At 56.4% G+C, this 19,493-nt stretch carries 21 protein-coding genes; 12 read left to right on the forward strand and 9 right to left on the reverse strand.

From position 1 onward, the window contains the following. The first annotated feature begins 70 nt into the window (after positions 1–70). Positions 71–994, forward strand: a complete 924-nt coding sequence (locus tag LVJ83_RS10230; protein WP_034616210.1) for an alpha/beta hydrolase — start codon at positions 71–73, stop codon at positions 992–994. 74 nt (positions 995–1,068) lie between these two features. On the opposite strand, the gene LVJ83_RS10235 is transcribed toward LVJ83_RS10230, so the two are convergent. Continuing rightward, complete coding sequence (locus LVJ83_RS10235) at positions 1,069–1,782, reverse strand: pirin family protein (RefSeq protein WP_244784400.1); 714 nt, start codon at positions 1,780–1,782, stop codon at positions 1,069–1,071. 146 nt (positions 1,783–1,928) lie between these two features. Then, a complete protein-coding gene (locus LVJ83_RS10240) occupies positions 1,929–2,258 on the reverse strand; it encodes a DMT family transporter (RefSeq protein ID WP_425316001.1) in 330 nt (109 codons plus the stop codon). A 185-nt stretch (positions 2,259–2,443) separates the two neighbouring features. On the opposite strand from LVJ83_RS10240, the gene LVJ83_RS10245 reads away from it, so the two are divergent. The 6 genes from LVJ83_RS10245 to LVJ83_RS10270 all read left to right on the forward strand — a co-directional run bounded on the left by LVJ83_RS10245 (position 2,444) and on the right by LVJ83_RS10270 (position 6,141). Then, positions 2,444–2,875 carry a MarR family winged helix-turn-helix transcriptional regulator gene (locus LVJ83_RS10245; protein ID WP_244784404.1) on the forward strand — a complete coding sequence of 144 codons (432 nt, stop codon included), beginning with the start codon at positions 2,444–2,446 and terminating at the stop codon, positions 2,873–2,875. 33 nt (positions 2,876–2,908) lie between these two features. After that, on the forward strand, positions 2,909–3,232 hold the full coding sequence (locus LVJ83_RS10250) for a DMT family transporter (protein WP_034616198.1): 324 nt from the start codon (positions 2,909–2,911) through the stop codon (positions 3,230–3,232). Positions 3,233–3,562: 330 nt separating this feature from the next. After that, positions 3,563–3,880 (forward strand): ArsR/SmtB family transcription factor, encoded by a 318-nt coding sequence (locus tag LVJ83_RS10255; protein WP_244784406.1) that lies wholly within the window; start codon positions 3,563–3,565, stop codon positions 3,878–3,880. A gap of 92 nt (positions 3,881–3,972) precedes the next feature. After that, complete coding sequence (locus LVJ83_RS10260; protein WP_244784408.1) at positions 3,973–4,659, forward strand: DsbA family oxidoreductase; 687 nt, start codon at positions 3,973–3,975, stop codon at positions 4,657–4,659. Continuing rightward, on the forward strand, positions 4,650–5,327 hold the full coding sequence (locus tag LVJ83_RS10265) for an alpha/beta hydrolase (protein WP_034616188.1): 678 nt from the start codon (positions 4,650–4,652) through the stop codon (positions 5,325–5,327). Before LVJ83_RS10260 ends, LVJ83_RS10265 begins: the two co-directional genes overlap by 10 nt. 157 nt (positions 5,328–5,484) lie before the next feature. Continuing rightward, on the forward strand, positions 5,485–6,141 hold the full coding sequence (locus tag LVJ83_RS10270; RefSeq protein WP_244784410.1) for an FMN-binding negative transcriptional regulator: 657 nt from the start codon (positions 5,485–5,487) through the stop codon (positions 6,139–6,141). Between the two features lie 173 nt (positions 6,142–6,314). On the opposite strand, the gene LVJ83_RS10275 is transcribed toward LVJ83_RS10270, so the two are convergent. Continuing rightward, a complete protein-coding gene (locus LVJ83_RS10275) occupies positions 6,315–7,223 on the reverse strand; it encodes a LysR family transcriptional regulator (protein WP_034616183.1) in 909 nt (302 codons plus the stop codon). Between the two features lie 106 nt (positions 7,224–7,329). On the opposite strand from LVJ83_RS10275, the gene LVJ83_RS10280 reads away from it, so the two are divergent. The 3 genes from LVJ83_RS10280 (at position 7,330) to LVJ83_RS10290 (ending at position 10,514) form a co-directional block, all read left to right on the forward strand. Beyond that, on the forward strand, positions 7,330–8,151 hold the full coding sequence (locus LVJ83_RS10280) for an SDR family NAD(P)-dependent oxidoreductase (protein WP_034616180.1): 822 nt from the start codon (positions 7,330–7,332) through the stop codon (positions 8,149–8,151). Between the two features lie 62 nt (positions 8,152–8,213). Continuing rightward, positions 8,214–9,059 carry an SDR family NAD(P)-dependent oxidoreductase gene (locus LVJ83_RS10285; RefSeq protein ID WP_244784412.1) on the forward strand — a complete coding sequence of 282 codons (846 nt, stop codon included), beginning with the start codon at positions 8,214–8,216 and terminating at the stop codon, positions 9,057–9,059. A gap of 39 nt (positions 9,060–9,098) precedes the next feature. Then, positions 9,099–10,514 carry an aldehyde dehydrogenase family protein gene (locus LVJ83_RS10290; RefSeq protein WP_244784414.1) on the forward strand — a complete coding sequence of 472 codons (1,416 nt, stop codon included), beginning with the start codon at positions 9,099–9,101 and terminating at the stop codon, positions 10,512–10,514. A gap of 101 nt (positions 10,515–10,615) precedes the next feature. On the opposite strand, the gene LVJ83_RS10295 is transcribed toward LVJ83_RS10290, so the two are convergent. Next, positions 10,616–11,542, reverse strand: coding sequence for a LysR family transcriptional regulator (locus tag LVJ83_RS10295; protein ID WP_244784416.1), 927 nt, complete (start codon positions 11,540–11,542; stop codon positions 10,616–10,618). Positions 11,543–11,678: 136 nt separating this feature from the next. On the opposite strand from LVJ83_RS10295, the gene LVJ83_RS10300 reads away from it, so the two are divergent. Beyond that, entirely contained in the window at positions 11,679–12,854 is a 1,176-nt protein-coding gene (locus LVJ83_RS10300; RefSeq protein WP_200883617.1) for a mandelate racemase/muconate lactonizing enzyme family protein, read from the forward strand. A gap of 86 nt (positions 12,855–12,940) precedes the next feature. Here the strand turns inward: LVJ83_RS10300 and LVJ83_RS10305 are convergent, their stop codons facing one another. From LVJ83_RS10305 to LVJ83_RS10315, 3 genes are read right to left on the reverse strand one after another with little or no spacing between them, the layout of a single operon-like run. After that, complete coding sequence (locus LVJ83_RS10305) at positions 12,941–13,522, reverse strand: NAD(P)H-dependent oxidoreductase (RefSeq protein WP_034616161.1); 582 nt, start codon at positions 13,520–13,522, stop codon at positions 12,941–12,943. A gap of 6 nt (positions 13,523–13,528) precedes the next feature. Beyond that, positions 13,529–14,185, reverse strand: a complete 657-nt coding sequence (locus LVJ83_RS10310) for a nitroreductase family protein (protein WP_034616460.1) — start codon at positions 14,183–14,185, stop codon at positions 13,529–13,531. A 20-nt stretch (positions 14,186–14,205) separates the two neighbouring features. After that, positions 14,206–15,270 carry an alpha/beta hydrolase gene (locus LVJ83_RS10315; protein ID WP_244784418.1) on the reverse strand — a complete coding sequence of 355 codons (1,065 nt, stop codon included), beginning with the start codon at positions 15,268–15,270 and terminating at the stop codon, positions 14,206–14,208. Between the two features lie 118 nt (positions 15,271–15,388). On the opposite strand from LVJ83_RS10315, the gene LVJ83_RS10320 reads away from it, so the two are divergent. Then, positions 15,389–16,279 carry a LysR family transcriptional regulator gene (locus LVJ83_RS10320; protein WP_244784420.1) on the forward strand — a complete coding sequence of 297 codons (891 nt, stop codon included), beginning with the start codon at positions 15,389–15,391 and terminating at the stop codon, positions 16,277–16,279. Positions 16,280–16,873: 594 nt separating this feature from the next. Here LVJ83_RS10320 and LVJ83_RS10325 read toward each other — a convergent pair. Further along, positions 16,874–18,703, reverse strand: a complete 1,830-nt coding sequence (locus LVJ83_RS10325; protein ID WP_244784422.1) for a monovalent cation:proton antiporter-2 (CPA2) family protein — start codon at positions 18,701–18,703, stop codon at positions 16,874–16,876. A gap of 282 nt (positions 18,704–18,985) precedes the next feature. Next, complete coding sequence (locus LVJ83_RS10330) at positions 18,986–19,306, reverse strand: thioredoxin family protein (protein ID WP_244784424.1); 321 nt, start codon at positions 19,304–19,306, stop codon at positions 18,986–18,988. Positions 19,307–19,493 lie beyond the last annotated feature (187 nt).

Below are 19,493 nucleotides of genomic sequence, written 5' to 3' on the forward strand. Positions count from 1 at the left end.
AACCGCACTTTGGCTTTCAGACGGCCTCAAGCAAACAACTTAACCCTAACCGACATCAAAGAAAACAAATATGAAAAACATATTCGCAAGCAGCCTGCTGGCATTGAGCCTGGCGATTGCCGGCATAACACCGATACAAACCGCCCTTGCCAACCCGGTGAACACCCCGCAAATTGAAACCATCAAAAGCCAAGACGGCTTGAATTTATATCTGCAAAAAGACTACCCGCAGACAAAACCCAAAGCGGTGGTGATTATCGTACACGGCTTAGCCAGCCATTCGGGCGTATTTGATGACGTTGTTAAGCAATTGAATCAAAACCGGTTTGCCGTATACCGTTTCGACCAGCACGGCCACGGAAAATCCGAAGGCAGAGACCGCCCGATCAACGGCTTTTCCGGCATGGTTGCCGATCTGGATGCAGTCATCAAAAAAGCCAAAAAAGAAAACCCCGGCACCCCGATTTATCTCATCGGGCACAGCATGGGCGGACACCTCGCCGCCTTATACGGCACCCGATACCCCGAAGCAGTGAACGGCTATATTCTGGCTGCCGGCCTTTTGCGTTATAACCAAATGAATTTCGGCCATCTGCCCCGCCCCGAAGACCCGAACAGCACCGTTTCCTGCACACAGGCCGCCCTCCAAACGCTCAATCTGCCGACATCGAAACCCAGCGAAGGGCTGAGCCTGCCGAACGACCCGCTGATGTTGCAAGATTGCTCGGTTGCCATGATTAATGCCTTTGACGGCGGCTTGAAATATTTGCGTGAAAACAGCTATCAATTCCGTGATCCCGTGCTGCTGCTCAACGGTGATGCCGATTTGTATGTTTTACCGCAAGATGCCATTGATTTTTACGGGCAAACCAATTCGACCGATAAAAGCCTCAGGCTCTATAGCCACATCGGCCATCTGCTGTTTTTGGAAAACGGCGGCGATATTGTGACCCGCGATATCATCGACTGGCTGAACCGCCGCACCCATCAATAAAACATCAAGGCCGTCTGAAACCGCACTTTTGATGTGAAACGGTTTTCAGACGGCCTTAACTTACCGGCAAACGCTTAACCGGCGCTGTCTACCAATACCAATTCGGCATCGCTGCGGGCGGTGATGGTGAGCAGTGTTTCGTCGTGAATGGCGGCGCCGTCGCGTGCGGCCAGCGCCACGCCGTTCACGGTGATGTCGCCCGCCGCCGGCACCAGATAGCCGTAACGCGAGGCATCGCTAAAGCGATACGTCAGGCTTTCGCCGGCTTTCAAGGTTGCCCCCGCCACACGGGCATCGGTGCGGATCGGCAACACTGCGCCATCGGCCAAATCGTTTTCTATACCGCTGGCCAAGATCACAAACTGCCCGGCACGGTCGCTTTTCGGAAACGGCTGCGTGCCCCACGCCGGCGCGCCGCCACGCTGTTCGGGCAAAATCCAGATTTGGAAAATCTGCGTGGCTTCGTCTTCCAGATTGTATTCCGAATGGCGGATGCCGCTGCCGGCGCTCATCACCTGCACATCGCCCGCTTCGGTGCGGCCTTGGTTGCCGAGGCTGTCTTGATGCGAAATCGCCCCCTTGCGCACATACGTGATGATTTCCATATCGGCATGGGGGTGCGGCGCAAAACCGCTGCCGGCGGCGATGGTGTCATCGTTCCACACCCGCAGATTGCCCCAGTGCATACGCTGCGGGTCGTCATATTCGGCGAATGAAAAATGGTGTTTGGCATCAAGCCAGCCGTGGTTGGCGGCACCGAGTTGCGAAAACGGACGGTGTTCGATCATAGAAGTTCCTTTGCTGATGAATTGATTTATCGTGCAAGCAGTATAAATTGAACAAATCAGCAAATAAATCCCCCAAACAGAATGCCATCATTTCCTAATAAGAAACTTTTAGGCCGTCTGAAAAGCCGTTCAGACGGCCTCAAACATCAATGCGCGCCCATACTCGAAAACGCATTCAGCACCACCACGCCCGCCAAAATCAGCCCGATGCCGAAAATCCCCGCCGCATCGGCTTTCTGACCGAAAAACACGAGGCTGACCAACACCGTCAACACCAGCCCAACCCCTGCCCAAACCGCATAAGCCGTGCCGAGCGGAATGGCTTTTAATGCCAGCACCAAAAAGTAAAACGCCAAACCAAAGCCGATCACCACCCCGACAGACGGCCATAATCTGCTGAAACCGTCACTTAATTTCAACATCGAAGAGCCGAAAACCTCGCTGACAATCGCCAGCGCCAAAAACAACCCATGCATCAAAACACCTCAGCCAAACAACAAAAACGGCATTGTAGCCAAACGCCGGCGGCTTGTGCAGTCTTGTTTTTAAAGATTTTTTGTGCGCAAAGTGCGGTTTTGCCGCACCGCAAACCGCCCTTGAAAACAGTCTGAAAACTGACTACAATACCAAGCCGGTCAATTTTCAGACTAAAGGCGTTCACATGCATCACATGGATCAACTCGGCGCGCTGATGGCGCAAATCAGCCGACAATACGACCGCTGGGCGAAGCAGCACGGCATCAATTACAACATCTTGGCAGTGTTCTACACCCTCGCCGTGCAAGGGCCGTGTACGCAGAAACAGATCGGCGAAAGCTGGCAGCTGCCCAAACAAACCGTGTTTTCCGTCTGCCGGCAACTGCACGCACAAGGCTATCTCAGCTTCGGCCTAAGCAGCCGCGACAAGCGCGAAAAAACCCTGCATTTCACCGCACACGGCGCCGCCTTCGCCCTGCCGATTGTCGAACAAATGCAGGCCATGGAGCGGCAGCTGTTCGAAAACTTCGGCGAACAAGCCGGCACACGGCTGATTGAAGAAATGCACCGCTTCACCGATGTCTTGGCGCAAACCATGTTCGCCGACCACCAATAATCAATCACCTTCACACAAAAAAAGGAACACACCATGGGTTGGATTTACCTGATTATCGCCGGCTGCCTCGAAATCGGCTGGCCGCTGGGCTTGAAACTGGCACAACAAGACGGCTGGCGCTGGCAAGGCGCGCTGTTGGCAGTGGCGTTTATGGCCGCCAGCGGCTTTCTGCTGTTTTTGGCACAAAAAACCATTCCGATGGGCACCGCCTACGCCGTCTGGACCGGCATCGGCGCCGTCGGCGCCTTCGTGGTCGGCGTACTGTTTTTAGGCGACGCCTCCACCCTCGGCAGATGGCTCGGCGCCCTGCTGATCGTCTCCGGCGTGGTGGTGATGAAACTCAGCAGCGGCCATTGAAATAACCTTAGGCCGTCTGAAACCGCACTTTGATGGCTTTTCAGACGGCCTGATTTCTGTTTCGGCACCTATGATTGCTTACAAAAACGAAACATATCAGCAAAGCACGTTCCGCAGCATGGCAAAATGCCGCCCTTACTCAAAATAAGCCTGCGTCCGTGGGGCTGCCTTGCAAACCGTATACTTGGCGGATTGCCGATATAAAAGCCATCTGAAACCGCACTTTAATGGCTATTCAGACGGCCTGTTTTTTTTCGCACGCAAAAAGAATTGACAAATCTAGATTTATAGATATAATAGCCGGCAATTCAACGCATGAGAAGCAGATTAATGACCACAGACATCACCGACATCTTTAAAACCCTGTCCAACGAATACCGCTGGCAGATGCTGCAATGGCTGAAAGCGCCGCAGGTGCATTTTTCAGGGGCGGAATTCAGCGCCGACGCGCTCGACGACAATGGCGGGGTGTGCGTGGTGGCGGTGACGATTAAATCGGGGCTGGCGCAGTCGGTGGTGTCGGGCTATCTCAATGCCTTGAAACAGGCGGGGCTGGTGAGTGCCAGACGTTCGGGCAAGTGGACGTATTACCGCTATAACGCCGAAGCCGCCGCCGATTTTTTGGCACGTTTGCAGCAGCAGCTGTAAAACCCCAGGCTGTCCTAAATGCCGTTGCGGCATTTTTTAAACTTGCAACACATCTATCATTCTAGATTTTAGAATCAATAAAGGAAACCAATATGAAAATCGAAATGTATTCCGATTATGCCTGCCCGTTTTGCTATATCGGCAAACGCCAGTTAGAACAAGCCCTTGCGCAGTTTGAACACGCCGATGACGTGGAAATCGTGCATAAAGCGTTTGAGCTGTATCCGCACGCCGGCGACAGCGTGAGCAACACCACTCAAGGGCGGATTGAGCGCAAATACGGCAAAAGCCCGACAGGCGCAATGCAGATGATTCGCGGCATCGAAGCCATGGCGGCGAAAGCCGGGCTGGCGATGAATTATGAAAACGTGCAAAACACCAACACCTTCAACGCCCACCGTTTGACCAAATTGGCGCACAGCCTCGGCAAAGGCGATGCGATGAACGAGCGTTTGTTTCAGGCGTATTTTATTGAAAATCTGCCCTTGGCAAACCGTGACAACTTAATCCGCTTGGCCGAAGCGGTCGGCATTGCGCGCGAACAGGTGGAAAACATGCTCGATTCCGATGCTTTCGCCGCCGAAACCCGTGCCGATTTGGCGCAGGCACAGCAAGTGGGCGTACAGGCGGTGCCGTTTTTTGTGGTCGACGGCCAAGTGTCGTTGGCGGGTTCGCAACCTGCCGCCCACTTTTTATCGGTGTTGAACCAAGTTTGGGCCGATTCGGCACAGCCGTTGCTGCAAGAAGGCGCTGCCTGCGGAGTGGACGGATGCCGTTAATCCCCCGCGCCGAACCGCTGCTGATCACGCCGCCCGCCGCCACTGCTTGCGTGATTTTTCTGCACGGGCTGACCGGCAGCGGCTTCGATTTCAAACCCGTGGCCGAACGTTTGGCGCTCCGCTTGCCGCACACCCGCTTTGTGCTGCCGCACGCGCCCGTCCGCACGGTCACATGGGCGGGCAATCAGGCGGTGTCGGCATGGTATGACTTGCCGGGCAGCCATCTTCGCCAGAGCAATTTTTTGCAAAACGAAGATGAAGCCGGCTTGTCGGCAGCCACCGCCTATCTGCACCACTTGATCGACGAACAAATCGCACAAGGCATCGACAGCCGCCGCCTCTTTATCGGCGGTTTCTCGCAGGGCTGTGCGCTGAGTTTATTGGCAGGGCTGCGATATTCCGCCCCACTCGGCGGCATTTTCGGCTTATCGGGCTACCTGCCGCTGGCGGCGCAATGGCCGCAATGCCACCCCGCCAACCGCCACACGCCGATTTTTGTCGGGCATGGCGAGCAAGACCAAACCATCACCCTCGCCCAAATCAGCAAAGGCTACGCCCTGCTGGCGCAAGAACGGGATTTCAGCTTTCAGCGCTACCCCATCGGCCACCAAATTTCAGCCGCCGAAATCGATGACTTAGCGGCCTGGTTGGCGGCACGCTCGGCATAACGCCGTCAATCCCTTCAGGCAAACAAAGGCCGTCTGAAACCGCACTTGGCAATGGTTTTCAGACGGCCTTGCCATGCCGTTTCAATTCATCAGCCATTCCCTGCTTGCCGGCCAAGCATTTGTTTTTTAAACTCAGTGTGACCACACAGGAGGCGTTATGTACAACCCGTCCACATTCCGACAAACCGACTTCGGCGAGCTTCGCCGTTTTATGCACGCCCACCCTTTGGCCACGCTGGTTGCCCGCACCGAAGCGGGGTTGGATGCCGCCCATGTTCCGCTGCTTTGGGCGGACAACGGCACCGATTACGGCTGTTTGCGCGGCCATTTTTCGCGCGGCAATCCGATTTGGAAACAGGCGCTCGGCGGGCAAAACTGGCTGGCGGTTTTCCAAGATGCCGGCCATTACATCAGCCCGAATGATTATCCGAGCAAACAGCGCGACCACAAAGCCGTGCCGACTTGGAATTTTCAGGCGGTGCATGCGCAAGGCAAATTAACCCTGATTGAAGATTCGGCGGCAGTCAAAGCCCTGTTAGCCGCCCAAACCGCGCAGCACGAACCCGACAACGGCACGGCGTGGCAGCTGAGCGACGCCCCCGACGATTACATTCATGCGCAAAGCAAAGGCGTTGTCTGCTTTGAGCTGACGATTGAAAAGTTGGAAGGAAAATATAAATTAAGCCAAAACCAACGTGCCGAAAACCGCCAAGGCGTAATCAACGGGCTACAGCAACTGGGCACACCCGCCGCCCGCCGCATGGCCGAACAAGTGGCGCAATATCAGCCGCACGACCCTGAAAAACAACGCTGAAATAAGCGCACGTTAACCCCGAATCAGCAGGCCGTCTGAAAAACCAATTCAGACGGCCTGACATTCAATCATCACCGCACTTCAAGCGCTATACTGAAACAAATAAAAAATGCGACGGCGTTTATATATGACCGCCGCCCATCTTATTGATGCCGTCTGAAAAATGCGCCAATTCAGGTCGTCTGAAACACCGACCGCACTTCTTTAACCAAGTCGATAAAAGCACGCAGGCCGGCGCTGATGTGGCGTTGGCGCGGGTAATACAAACACAGCCCGGCGTATTTCGGCGTCCATTCGCCCAGCAGCTGCACCAGCCTGCCGTCCGCCAGATAATCACGCACATAGCCTTCATACACAAACGCAATGCCGATGCCGCTCAGCGCCGCTTCCGCCATCAGCAGCGGGCTGTCGAGGGTGAGCGGGCCGGCGGCATCAATCAAAATCTGCTCGCCGCCGTGCTCGAATTCCCAACGAAACAGCTTGCCGCTGGTGAAGCGGTAGCGGATACAGGCGTGTTGGTATAAATCATACGGCGTTTGCGGGCGGCCGTGTTTTGCCAGATAGTCGGGCGAACACACCGCCATAATCTGAATGTCGGCCCCGAGCGGAATCGACACCATGTCTTGCGGCACGGCTTCGGCGAGGCGGAAGCCGGCATCGAAGCCGTCGGCGACAATGTCGATCAAGCGCCCGTCGCTCACCAAATCAATCTGCATATGCGGATAGCGGCGCAGGTATTCGATAATCACCGGCTGCAACATTTCCTGCGCCGCCCGTTCGGCGGTGTTGATACGCAAAGTGCCGGCAAGCGTGCTGTTGGCATCGCCGGCCTCCACCATCGCCGCTTCGATTTCAGCCAATGCCGGTTTGATGCGCTCGATAAATTTCTGCCCCGCCGCCGACAGGGTCACGCTGCGGGTGGTGCGGTTAAACAGGCGCACGCCCAATTTTGCCTCCAGCTGGCCGACCGCATGGCTGAGCGCCGAGGGCGACATCTCCAGCGCCGTCGCCGCCGCCCGAAAGCCGCCCTGCTGCGCCACCGCCATCACTATCTGTAATTCAACCAAGCTGGTTTTTGCCATTGTTCTATTTCCTACACTAATTTGTTCTTATTTTAGCATATTATCATTGATATTCTCATCAATTATACTGTGTGCATGGTTGATATTTCATCAGAGGAGCAACAGCATGACACCAAAAATTTGGCTGATTACCGGCGCATCGCGCGGCTTCGGCAACATCTGGGCGCAAGCCGCCCTTGCCCGCGGCGATAAAGTCGCCGCCACCGCCCGCAACATCAACGCGCTGGACGAATTGAAACAGACCTACGGCGAAACCTTTTTACCGCTGGCATTAGACGTTACCGACCGTGAAGCGGTGTTTGCCGCCGTTAAAGCCGCCCAACACCATTTCGGCCGTTTGGACGTGGTGTTGTCGAATGCCGGCTTCGGCTATATGGCGGCGGTGGAAGAAGCGGAAATGGCCGATGTGCGGGCCACATTTGAAACCAATGTATTCGGCACGCTGTCGCTGATTCAGGCGGCACTGCCGATTTTGCGGGCGCAAGGCAGCGGCCATATTCTGGCGGTCAGCAGCGTGGCCGGCTTGGTGGCAATGCCGACATCGGGCATTTACGAAGCCGCCAAATTTGCGGTGGAAGGCATGGTGGAAGCGTTGGCGGCGGAAGTGGCGCAGTTCGGCATCCGCACCACCTTGATCGAGCCGGGCGGCTATGCCACCGATTTTCTGAGCGGCACGTCGTTAAAAACCGCCCCGGCACTGGCGGCTTACGACCCGCTGCGTGCCGAACTTGCCACCATGCTCACCGCCGACCGGCTCGGCATACCGCAAGCCAGTGCAGCGGCGATTCTGCAAGTGGTCGATGCGCCCAACCCGCCGCTGCGGCTGATTTTGGGCGACCTGCTGCCGTTGGTGAAAGACGTCTACGCCAAACGCATCGAAACTTGGGAAGCCTGGGACAACGTTTCCCGTGCGGCATTGGGCAGATAAGCGCTTTCAGACGGCCTAATGCCGTCTGAAAAGCCATATTTCAGTTTATTTGAGGCATTATCATGACACAAAAATACTTTATCACCGGCGCATCAGGCGGCTTGGGCATCGAATTGGTTAAAAAAGCCCTCAACCAAGGTCACACCGTGGTGGCGGCAGTACGCAAACCGGCTGCGTTGGCGGCCTTAGCCGAACAATACGGCAAACGCTTGATTATCGAACAGTTGGACGTGACCCGCCTCGACACCCTCGCCGCAGCCGCCGCCAAACACCCCGACACCGACGTGCTGATCAACAATGCCGGCGGGGCGATTTTGGGGGCGATGGAAGAATTGAGCGACGAGCAGGTGCAGCAGCAGTTGAACCTGAACCTGCTGGCGCCGATTTACCTCACCCGTGCATTTTTACCGGCGATGCGTGCCAAAAAACACGGCGTGATTGTCTACATCACCAGCGTCGGCGGGCGGGTATCGTTTGCCGGCGGCGCCATGTATCACACCGCCAAATTCGGCTTGGAAGGCTTTGCCGAAACCATGGCGCAAGAGTTGGCAGACTTCGGCATCAACACCTTGATTGTCGAACCCGGTTCGATGCAAACCGATTTTATTCACAATCTGAACTGGTCTGAAGAATCCGAAGCCTACCGCGACAGCGCCGTCGGGCAAATGCGCCGTTATATCCGGCAATACGGCTCGGACAACATCGCCGGCGATCCGGTGAAAATCGCCGCCGTCATTGATGATTTAATCCGAATGCCGCAGCCGCCGCTGCGCACCGCACTGGGCACAGACACCTTCAGCACCCTGCAACAGGCCTACAGCCGCCAGCTCGACGAGCTCGAAGCACAGCAGGACTTGGCAAAATCAGTGGCGTTTGAGGGCAAAACCGGCTTTACCCCGAATGCCTGATGATTCGATGCCGTCTGAACGCATATTAGGACAAACCTCATGAAAATACTCGACAAAATCTATATCAACGGCGAATTTGTGACCCCGCACGGCACCGACACGCTGACCCTGAACAGCCCGCTGAACGGCGAACCGCTGACCCAAGTGCGGTTGGCCGACGGGCTTGACACCGTCAATGCGGTTGCCGCCGCCAAAGCCGCCCTGAAAACCTTTTCCCAAACCACAAAAGAAACACGTATCGGCCATCTGAAAAGCATGCATGCGGTGCTGAAACGCCGCCGCAACGAGCTGATCAGCGTGATGATCGAAGAATACGGCTGTCCGCTGCGATTCACCACGCTGCTGATCGACGGTGCGATTGATGATTTCAACAACATGGCCGAACTGCTCGAGCACTACGATTTCACCCCGCGCGTGGGCGATTCGCAAGTGCGGTTGCAGCCGGTGGGCGTGGTCGGCGTGATTGTGCCGTGGAATTCCAGCAACGGCTTTATCGCCACCAAAGTATCGGCCGCCATCGCCGCCGGCTGCACCTGCGTGGTCAAACCGAGCGAGCTGAGCGCCCGCCAAACTGCACTGATGATGGAATGCTTTCACGAAGCCGGGCTGCCCAAAGGCGTGGTAAATATCCTCAACGGCACCGGCGCACTGGTCGGCACAGAAATCACCGAAAACCCCGACATCGCCAAAATCACCTTCACCGGCTCCACCGCCGTCGGCAAAATCATCGCCGCCGGCGCAGTGGAAACCATGAAACGGGTGACGCTGGAGCTGGGCGGCAAATCAGCCAACATCATCTTGGACGATGCCGATTTCGCCGCTGCCATTCCGCAAGCCCTGTCTGCCTGTTACATCAACAGCGGTCAAGCCTGTATTGCCGCCACCCGCCTGCTGGTACCGGCATCGCGTTTAGACGAGGTTAACCGCCTCATCAGCGCAGCCGTCGGCGCCATCAAAGTCGGCAACCCCGCCGAAGCCGACACCGCCGTCGGGCCGATGGTGAGCCAAACGCAATATGCGCGGGTGCAAGACTATATCCGTCTCGGTATTGAAGAGGGCGCCACGCTGCTCGCCGGCGGTTTGGGCAAACCTGAAGGCTTGGAAGACGGCAATTTTGTCAAAGCCACTGTGTTTACCGATGTGCGCAACGATATGCGCATTGCACAAGAAGAAATTTTCGGGCCGGTGTTGTGCGTTATCCCCTATCAGGACGAAGCCGATGCGGTTGCCATTGCCAACGACAGCCCCTACGGCTTGGCTGCCTACATCACCGCCGCCGACAAACAGCGTGCCTACCGCCTCGCTGCGCAAATCGATGCCGGCCGGGTGTGCATCAACGGCGCTTTCCACGACCCGCTCGCCCCGTTCGGCGGCTTCAAACAATCCGGCTACGGGCGTGAATTCGGCGTATATGGCCTTGACGCCTATCTGGAACCGAAAGCGATTATCGGCTGAGGCAAAACCGCACTTGTGAAACCTTGTGCGCTCACACAGGCCGTCTGAAACCCGTCTTTGATCAAAGTGCGATTTCAGACGGCCTCAATCTTGCCCGTTTGTCAGAATACCCCAGCCTGCTGTGCGGCAAAGCTTTGCCATAACTGTTCCACCGCCGCCGGCAATTCGGTTTGGGCGCGGTAGAGGCGGATATCGAGCGGCAGCCACAAGCTCGGGTCGTCGCCGGCGGGGGCGATCCGGCCGTTTGCCACATCTTGCTGCGCCAAGCTTTGCGGCAGCCACGCCACACCTTCGCCGCCGTTGACCATCGCCAGCAGAGTGGCCGCCAAATCGGCGGTGAACACCCGCACCAAGTGCGGTTCCACCCGACGGAAAGCGGCGGAATCGGCGATGATGCGGCCGATGCCTGATTCGTTGCTGAACGAGAGATAGGGGATTTTTTCCGCCCCGCCGATACGCCATTGCGGGCGGCCGGCGGCGATTTTGCTGTAGGGAATCAGGCGCTCACGCCCCAAGCAAAGATGGGCAAAGCGGTTTTCCGTCAAGCGGCTGTGCATACCGGCGTGATAATGGCACAACAAAAATTGCGCTTCGCCTTGCAGCAGGCTGCGTTCGCAGGCGTGGTAGGTGTCGGACAGCAGCCGGAATGCGCCCGCCTGCGCCAGTTGGTGGTTGCGGCGCAGCAGCTCGGGGAAAAACGAAAACGAAAGCGCATGGGTGGCGGCAATCACCACCTGCGGCGGTTTGTTGTCGGCAATCGCCAGCGCTTCATCACGCAATTTGCCGACCGCCTGAATCACCTCGGGCGCATGGCGGCAAAAATAGTCGCCGGCGGGGGTGAGCGCCACATGGCGGCGGTTGCGCGCAAACAGCGGCGTGCCCACCCATGCTTCCAGCGCCTGAATGCGGCGGCTGAATGCCGATTGGGTGACATAACGCGCGGCGGCGGCTTGTGAAAAATGGCGTTTTTCGGCCAGCGCCAAACAATCTTGAAGCCAGGCCAGCTCTAGGTTATGAGAATTTTGCATCACAGCATTCCTTATCAACATTGGACGGATACGCCGCACCATCTTAATATTTGTGCAACCCGCAGTAAATATGCCGTCTGAAATTTGCTGTATTCAACCTCATAACGATGCAAATCTTGCATCACGCAACGCCATCATGGAGGCCGCTATGCGTATTGTCGACATTCTCGAAATCACCAAACCGATCGCATCCCCGATTCGGAATGCTTATATTGATTTTTCCCAAATGACCAGCAGCCTGGTGGCCGTGGTGACCGATGTGGTGATCGACGGGCGCCGTGTGGTCGGCTACGGTTTCAACTCCAACGGCCGCTACGGCCAAGGCGGGCTGATTCGCGACCGTTTCCGCAACCGCATTTTGCAGGCCGATCCCGACAGCCTGTTGAACGACCAAGGCGACAACCTCGATCCGCACCGCATTTGGGCGGCAATGATGACCAATGAAAAACCGGGCGGCCACGGCGAGCGCTCGGTGGCGGTCGGCACGCTCGATATGGCGGTGTGGGACGCCGTGGCAAAAATCGCACAAAAACCGCTCTTTCACCTGCTGGCGGAGCGTGAAGGCATTCAAGCCAACCCGCGCGTGTTTGTGTATGCCGCCGGCGGCTATTACTACCCCGGCAAAGACTTGAAAGCCTTGCAGCAAGAGATGCGCGGCTACCTCAACCGCGGCTACAACGTGGTCAAAATGAAAATCGGCGGCGCCTCATTAGAAGAAGACCGGCGCCGCATCGAAGCGGTGTTGCAGGAAATCGGCAGCGAAGCCCGTTTGGCAGTCGACGCCAACGGCCGCTTTGATTTGGAAACCGCCATTGCCTACGCCAAACTGCTGCGCGAATACCCGCTGTTTTGGTATGAAGAAGCCGGCGACCCGCTCGATTACGCGCTTCAGGCCACACTGGCGGAATTCTATCCCGGCACCATGGCCACCGGCGAAAACCTGTTTTCGCACCACGAAGCCCGCAACCTGCTGCGCTACGGCGGCATGCGCCCCGATCGGGACTACCTGCAATTCGACTGCGCCCTCTCCTACGGCTTGGTCGAATACCTGCGCACGCTCGAAGTGGTCAAACAAGCCGGCTGGTCGCCCTCACGCTGCATTCCGCACGGCGGCCACCAAATGTCGCTCAACCTCGCCGCCGGACTGGGCTTGGGCGGCAACGAAAGCTACCCCGACCTGTTCCAACCCTACGGCGGCTTCCCCGACAGCGTGCAAGTGGAAGACGGCCACATCGTGATGCCGGAGCTGCCGGGCATCGGTTTTGAAGGCAAAGCCGATTTGATCAAAGTCATGCGCGAATTGGCGGAATAAGCGCTGCCGTCGGCTGCCGTGATAAAAGGCCGTCTGAAACCCATCAAAGTGCGGTTTCAGACGGCCTGTTTGATTGCGCCGACACGTTAAAAATGCTTGTCGATATGTTTGGCAAAATCCGCTAAATCCTGTTTGATGGTCGGGTTTTTCACCACGTCGTAGCAGGCGAAGCTCGGCAGGGCGTGCATGGCGAAGAAGCGGTATACGCAGTGCACGGGGAACAGTAAATCGTCGAGGCTTTTGCCTTGAAACAGGTATTCCGCAGGGTTGCCGAATGCTTCGGCTGGGGCGTTGAAGGTGGCGCAGAGCATATAATGTTTGTCGTGCATCAGCCCGCCGGTGCCGTAGTTTTGCTTCGGTGCGGCGGCGGAGCGGCCGTCGGTGTCGCAAAACACACCGGCCATGCCGGCGGTGTACACCTCGTCGATGTATTTTTTGCACGACCACGGCACCATCATCCAATTGGAAGGAAATTGCAGCAACACGGCGTCTGCCCATTGGTGTTTGGCCACTTCCGCTTCAACATCGTAATCGGATACCTTGGCATACCGCACTTCATAACCTTTCGCCTGCAAGGTGGCGGCGGCGGTTTCAATCAGCGATTGTGTCAGCCGCCCCGGGGAAAACGAATAAGGCTGATGGCCGTTGATTATCAATATTTTTTTCATCTTTTATTACCCTTCAGACGGATGGGCAAACGACTGCCCGTCATTCCACGATACGGTGTATGCCAGCGGCAGGCGGCTGCTCAAACGCGGGGGTTTGGCGGCTTTGCCGATGGCGAGAAACATCACCGGCACATAGCGGTTGCGATCGAGGCCGAGCGCGTCAAGCACTTGTCGGCGCTCGAATCCGCCGATGGCGTTGCTGTCGTAACCGAACGCTTTTGCCACCAGCATCAGCTGCATCACCGCCAGATTGACATCCATAATGCCCTGCTCGCGAATACCTTGTTCGCCCAAATGCCGCTGCCAGCGCTGCATAAAGGCGAGGTTGTTTTGTTTGACCGCCTCCGGCATATAGCCCGCCGCTACGTTTTGGCGCTGAATGGTTTCGCCATAGTCAAAATGCTGCATGTCGCTGAGCGCCAAGATCATCGCCGAGGCGGTGTCGAGCTGGTGTTGGTTGAACATCAGCAGCCCGTTTAATTTAGCTTTGGCGGCTTCGCTTTCCACCACCACAAAACGCCACGGTTGCAGGTTGATGCTGGAAGGCGCAAGCATCGCCAGCCGCAACATCTCCTCCATGTCGGCACGGGGGATTTTCACATCGGGGTCAAAGCCTTTCACCGAATGGCGTGCCTGAATCACATCAAGCAAACGGGTTGCCATTTGATTTTGCTGCTGCAACATTACAAATTCTCCCCAAAAAACACCGTCAGTTTGTCCACCGCCTGATTGACATCATCCAAGTTGTCGTACATCGACATATGGTTCGCCCCTTTAATCAAAAACAGCTCTTTTTCAGTCGAACCCGCCTGCTCGAACACTTGGCGGCTCTGCCACAGGGAGCCGGATTGGTCGCCCGAAATCACCAGCAGCGGCTGAGTGAGCAGTTTGTCTGCCGAATTAAGCGCATCAAAGGTGATCAGATTGCCCAAGCTGCTCATCGTCATTTGGTTTTGTGCGGTCGGATATCGGCCGCGCGGGGTCAGATAATATTCGTAAGCCGCTGCCAAATCCGGCGGTGTGTCGGCGTTGACCGGCTCCAGATACGGAATGGTTTTCACCGCCGCTCCTTGCGCTTCCAGATTGCGCTGCGCCGCCACCGCACTTAACAACTCGGCTTGTGCAGCGGCGCTCATCGGCGTGCCGTCCCAAGCGGTGTTGTAGCGCACAAAGGCACTGACCGTGGCTAAGGCTTTGATGCGTTTGTCGTTAATCGCCGCATTGGCTGAAAACCCGCCGCTGGCGCAAATACCCAATACGCCGATACGCTCGGCATCGACAAACGGCAGCGTGGCCAGATAATCCAGCGTGGCGCTGAAATCGCCCACCCGTTTATACGGGTCGTTCAGATGGCGCGGCAGACCGCCGCTTTCGCCTTGGTGCGAGGCGTCAAACGCAATCGCCACATAGCCTTTTTGCGCCAACAGTTTGGCATACAGCCCCGAGGCCTGCTCTTTCACGCCGCCGCCCGGATGGCCGACAATCACCGCCGGATAGCGTTTGCTGCGGTCGAAGTGGTCGGGGTAATAAATATTCGCCGCCATTCGTATGTCGCCGTTCAAATAATGCACTTTCTGCCTATTTTCTGCCAACGAGAGGCGGTGCGCCCGTGAATACACCTGCTCGGCTTCGCTTTGTGCCTGTGCCGCGGGCAGCTTGGCGACATCATCGCCGGCCAGCGCCGGCACACTGAACGCGGCCAGCGCGGTGAGGGTGAAAAGTGCGGTTTGGGTGAATGCTTTGTTCATCCTTATGGCTCCTGAGTGGATTAATATTCGCCGCTATTGTATAAACCGCCCATTTGCTTGACTAGATAGGCAAATCTGCATACATTGGTGAAAACAAATCACCAATAAGCCGAACACCATGCCCGAAAACCTCAACGACTTGCGCACCTTTTTATCGGTCGCCGAAACCGCCAGTTTCACCAAAACCGCCGCCCGACTGGGCGTGTCGCGCTCCGCCGTCAGCCACAGCATCCGCCAGCTCGAAAGCCGCATGGGGATCAAACTGTTTCACCGCACCACCCGCAGCATCGCCACCACCGAAGCCGGCGAAACGCTGTATCAACAATTGCAGCCGCTGTTTGACGACATCGACCACAAAATCAGCGCAACCCTGTCGGCACAAAAACAACTGCGCGGCAGCCTGCGCATCAACGGCATAGAGCACGCCGTGTCGTTTGTGTTGTGGGAAAAATTGCAGCAATTCGTGCGCCGTTTTCCCGATATTGCGCTCGAAATCGCCACCGAAATCCGCTTTGTCGACATCGTCGCCGAACGCTTCGACGCCGGCATCCGCATGGGCGACAACGTCGCCAAAGACATGATTGCCGTGCGGGTGTCGCCCGATATCGACATGTGCGTCGCCGCCAGCCCCGACTATTTAAACCGCCACGGCACGCCGCATACCCCGCAAGATCTAACCGCCCACCAATGCATCAAACTGCGCCTGCCCACCCACGGCGGCATTTTGGATTGGGAATTCAGCGAACCGACCAGCCGCGCGCTTATCACCATCAGCCCGCAAGGCCGCTTCACCGCCAACACCCCCGCGCTGATGGAACAAGCCGCACTCGCCGGCTGGGGGCTGGTGTGGGCGCCGCGCTTCTCCGTGCGCCGCCAACTCGCCGCCGGCGAACTGCACAGCGTACTCGACGACTGGGCCGCCACCCTGCCCGGCTACTACCTCTACTACCCCAACCGCCGCACCCACTCCCCACTGCTCAACGCACTGGTCGACGTATTGCGCGAATAATGCCGATAAAAAACAGGCCGTCTGAAACAGCACTTCACAGCGAAATGCTTTTCAGACGGCCTGATAATTGATACGGGATTGAAATGATGATTAAAAAGACAGCATTTATTCAAAATTAAAAATATACTTTAAAAAATCAAGTTTTACTTGAAACGCTGATCATCATTAAAAAAAACAACTCAAAGGCACGCCAAATGCCGATAAAAACAGGCCGTCTGAAACCGCACTGCACAGTGAAATACTTTTCAGACGGCCTGATAATTGATACGGGATTGAAATGATGATTAAAAAGACCGTATTTATTCAAAATTAAAAATATGCTTTAAAAAATGAAGTTTTACTTGAAACGCTGATCATCATTAAAAAAAACAACTCAAAGGCACGCCAAATGCCGATAAAAACAGGCCGTCTGCAACCGCATTTTAAATACTTTTCAGACGGCCTAAATCATGATAATTAAATAATAATCCCGCTGCCTCCGTATTTATACAGCTTTCAGTTTAGCGCTAAAAAACATACCGAAAACCCGGGCGGTTGCGCTTCTCGAAACCATTTTATGAGCTCATAACAGACGCACCACAAACCCAAGTGCCATCAATATTCCGGTTTTTCCACCACTTCGCCGCGCAGGGCGGCTTGGATGGCTTGTTGGGTTTTGCGGTCTTCGGCTTTGGCGATTTGCAGCATTTCTTTGTTTTGGAAACGGGCGATGTTGGGGGCGTAGGCCTTCGACATTTCCGATACGCTTTGGCGGTCGAAGTGGAAATACACATCGCTGACTTCTTCCGCTTTGCCGGCCGGCATGCCCAAGGCTTCGAGTGCGCGGCGGCCGGTGCGCACCGCTGAATCAAAGGTTTCGCGAATGATTTCATCCGCCCCCGCCTGATAAACTTGGAAGGTGTGCAGGCGGTCGTAGCTGCGGGCGATGATGTGGATATCGGGGTTGGTTTGTTTGGCAAACTCGATAATTTGCAGGGTTTGCGGCTGGTTGTCGATGGCCACCACCAGCAGGCGCGCTTTTTCCAGCCCGGCGGCCAGCAGCAGCTCGGGGCGTGAGGCGTCGCCGAAATAGGTTTTGTTGCGGTATTGGTTCATGCCGGCCACGGTGGTCGGGTCGCGGTCGATGATGGTCAGCTCGTGGCCGCTCATGCGCAATACGTCGGACACTATTTGGCCGAAACGCCCCATGCCGATGATGATGACCGGGTTTTGTTCGTCGATTTCATCGTCTTGCAGGCCGTCTGAAACGGTTTGCAGGCGCGGTTCCAGCCATTTGCCGTAAGCAATCAGGCACAGCGGCGTGAGCACCATCGACAGCACCACCACGGCGGTCATATTGGCATGCACCACTGCATCAATCACCCCTTGCGAAGCGGCGGCGGCAAACAGCACAAAGGCAAATTCGCCGCCCTGCGCCATCAATACGGCACGTTCGGCCGCTTGCCGGCGGCTGCTTTTCGCCAGCCGCGCCACGCCGTAAATCACCGCTGCCTTGGCCGCCATCAGCGCCAACACGCCCGACACAATCAGCACCCAGTTTTGCGCCACTACCTGCAAATCAAGCGACATGCCGACGCCGAGGAAAAACAGCCCCAGCAGCAGGCCGCGAAACGGCTCAATATCGGCCTCCAGCTGGTGGCGGAACGCTGATTCCGACAGCAACACTCCGGCGATAAATGCGCCCATCGCCATCGACAGCCCGCTCTCTTCCATCAGCAAAGCCGCGCCCAACACCACCAACAGCGCCGCCGCCGTCATCACCTCGCGCGCTTTTGATTTTGCCAACAGCTGAAACAGCGGATTAAGCAGCCAGCGCCCTGCCGCCACCAGCACCGCCACCGCCGAGAGCGCAATGCCGATGCTCTGCCACAGCGGTTTCGCCGCCGCCTCTACCGCACTTGGCGGCGCCAAAAACGCCACCACCGCCAGCAGCGGCACAATCAGCAAGTCTTCAAACAGCAAAATCGACACAATCTGCTGGCCGCTTTTGCTGGAAAGCTCGTTGCGTTCGCCCAACACCTGCATCACAATCGCGGTGGAGGTGAGCACAAAACCCGACGCGCTCACAAACGACACCTGCCAGCTGAAGCCGAACAATATGCCCACCAGCGTTAACGCCGCCGCAGCCAGCACCACCTGCATACTGCCCAAGCCGAAAATCTGGCGGCGCAAGGTCCACAAATGCGACGGTTTCATTTCCAAGCCGATGATAAACAAAAACATCACCACCCCCAGCTCCGCCACATGAATAATCGCCTGCGGGTCGTTAAACAGCCCCAGCCCGAACGGGCCGATCGCCAGCCCCGCCGCCAGATAACCGAGCACCGAGCCCAAGCCGATGCGTTTGAACAGCGGCACCGCCACCACCGCCGCGCCGAGCAGAATCACCGTACTGACCAGTTGTGTTGCATTTTCCGCTGCCATGGCATACTCCGAATCAAAATCATTGAGGCCGCCTGAAACCGCACTTGGTGTCAAAAGCGGTTTTCAGACGGCATGAATAAAAAGTTATCATATTACTGCATGATGATACCCGATTGACGGCGTGCTATGCAGCTGTTTTTTAGATGCCGTTTGCAGGTTGGGGGGATTTGAGGCCGTCTGAACAGTATTGCACGGTGAAGTGCGGTTTCAGACGGCCTCAATAAAAATATAGAAAGAGAAAGATATAGAAAAATGCAGCGGCTCAAACCGCCGGTGTGCCGGTTAGATTTGCCGCACCCAGATGGCCAAGGCATCTTGCAATTCCTGCAAACGGATAAAGCGCGCCGCCCGCCACACTTCTTTGCCGTCGGCAAACAGCATCACCAGCGGCACGGTGAGCGCATGAAAGCGCCCCGCCATTTCCGGCATTTCGGCAATATCCGCAGTCGCAGCCGCCACTTGCGGCCAATCTTGCAGCAAGCGCGCCACTTTCGGCTGCACCGCATGGCACACGCCGCAATGCGGTGCTTTGATATACAGCAATGCCAGCCGGTGGTCGGCAAGGTGGCGCTCGATGTCTGCCGGTGTGGATAAGGGCTTCATGCGCATATGCCCACCCGCCCCGCCCGCAAAGGCCGCTTACGCCGTATCGTCATCTTATCCGCCTTATTTTGAATATCATCCGCTACCGATTCTAATCAAAGCAGGGCGTCCTGACAATTCAAATATCATCATCTTTTTTTGCGCTAAAAACACATCTGCTGCGTGAAAAATACTTGCAAGATGTTGC

The sequence above is a fragment of the Uruburuella testudinis genome, from assembly GCF_022870865.1.
GTDB lineage: Bacteria > Pseudomonadota > Gammaproteobacteria > Burkholderiales > Neisseriaceae > Neisseria > Neisseria testudinis.

What these genes read in the sequence shown, in the direction of transcription:
- LVJ83_RS10230 (WP_034616210.1), top strand. Translation starts at nt 71, where the DNA reads ATGAAAAACATATTCGCAAGCAGCCTGCTGGCATTGAGCCTGGCGATT.
- LVJ83_RS10235 (WP_244784400.1), bottom strand. Translation starts at nt 1,782, where the DNA reads ATGATCGAACACCGTCCGTTTTCGCAACTCGGTGCCGCCAACCACGGC.
- LVJ83_RS10240 (WP_425316001.1), bottom strand. Translation starts at nt 2,258, where the DNA reads ATGCATGGGTTGTTTTTGGCGCTGGCGATTGTCAGCGAGGTTTTCGGC.
- LVJ83_RS10245 (WP_244784404.1), top strand. Translation starts at nt 2,444, where the DNA reads ATGCATCACATGGATCAACTCGGCGCGCTGATGGCGCAAATCAGCCGA.
- LVJ83_RS10250 (WP_034616198.1), top strand. Translation starts at nt 2,909, where the DNA reads ATGGGTTGGATTTACCTGATTATCGCCGGCTGCCTCGAAATCGGCTGG.
- LVJ83_RS10255 (WP_244784406.1), top strand. Translation starts at nt 3,563, where the DNA reads ATGACCACAGACATCACCGACATCTTTAAAACCCTGTCCAACGAATAC.
- LVJ83_RS10260 (WP_244784408.1), top strand. Translation starts at nt 3,973, where the DNA reads ATGAAAATCGAAATGTATTCCGATTATGCCTGCCCGTTTTGCTATATC.
- LVJ83_RS10265 (WP_034616188.1), top strand. Translation starts at nt 4,650, where the DNA reads ATGCCGTTAATCCCCCGCGCCGAACCGCTGCTGATCACGCCGCCCGCC.
- LVJ83_RS10270 (WP_244784410.1), top strand. Translation starts at nt 5,485, where the DNA reads ATGTACAACCCGTCCACATTCCGACAAACCGACTTCGGCGAGCTTCGC.
- LVJ83_RS10275 (WP_034616183.1), bottom strand. Translation starts at nt 7,223, where the DNA reads ATGGCAAAAACCAGCTTGGTTGAATTACAGATAGTGATGGCGGTGGCG.
- LVJ83_RS10280 (WP_034616180.1), top strand. Translation starts at nt 7,330, where the DNA reads ATGACACCAAAAATTTGGCTGATTACCGGCGCATCGCGCGGCTTCGGC.
- LVJ83_RS10285 (WP_244784412.1), top strand. Translation starts at nt 8,214, where the DNA reads ATGACACAAAAATACTTTATCACCGGCGCATCAGGCGGCTTGGGCATC.
- LVJ83_RS10290 (WP_244784414.1), top strand. Translation starts at nt 9,099, where the DNA reads ATGAAAATACTCGACAAAATCTATATCAACGGCGAATTTGTGACCCCG.
- LVJ83_RS10295 (WP_244784416.1), bottom strand. Translation starts at nt 11,542, where the DNA reads ATGCAAAATTCTCATAACCTAGAGCTGGCCTGGCTTCAAGATTGTTTG.
- LVJ83_RS10300 (WP_200883617.1), top strand. Translation starts at nt 11,679, where the DNA reads ATGGAGGCCGCTATGCGTATTGTCGACATTCTCGAAATCACCAAACCG.
- LVJ83_RS10305 (WP_034616161.1), bottom strand. Translation starts at nt 13,522, where the DNA reads ATGAAAAAAATATTGATAATCAACGGCCATCAGCCTTATTCGTTTTCC.
- LVJ83_RS10310 (WP_034616460.1), bottom strand. Translation starts at nt 14,185, where the DNA reads ATGGCAACCCGTTTGCTTGATGTGATTCAGGCACGCCATTCGGTGAAA.
- LVJ83_RS10315 (WP_244784418.1), bottom strand. Translation starts at nt 15,270, where the DNA reads ATGAACAAAGCATTCACCCAAACCGCACTTTTCACCCTCACCGCGCTG.
- LVJ83_RS10320 (WP_244784420.1), top strand. Translation starts at nt 15,389, where the DNA reads ATGCCCGAAAACCTCAACGACTTGCGCACCTTTTTATCGGTCGCCGAA.
- LVJ83_RS10325 (WP_244784422.1), bottom strand. Translation starts at nt 18,703, where the DNA reads ATGGCAGCGGAAAATGCAACACAACTGGTCAGTACGGTGATTCTGCTC.
- LVJ83_RS10330 (WP_244784424.1), bottom strand. Translation starts at nt 19,306, where the DNA reads ATGAAGCCCTTATCCACACCGGCAGACATCGAGCGCCACCTTGCCGAC.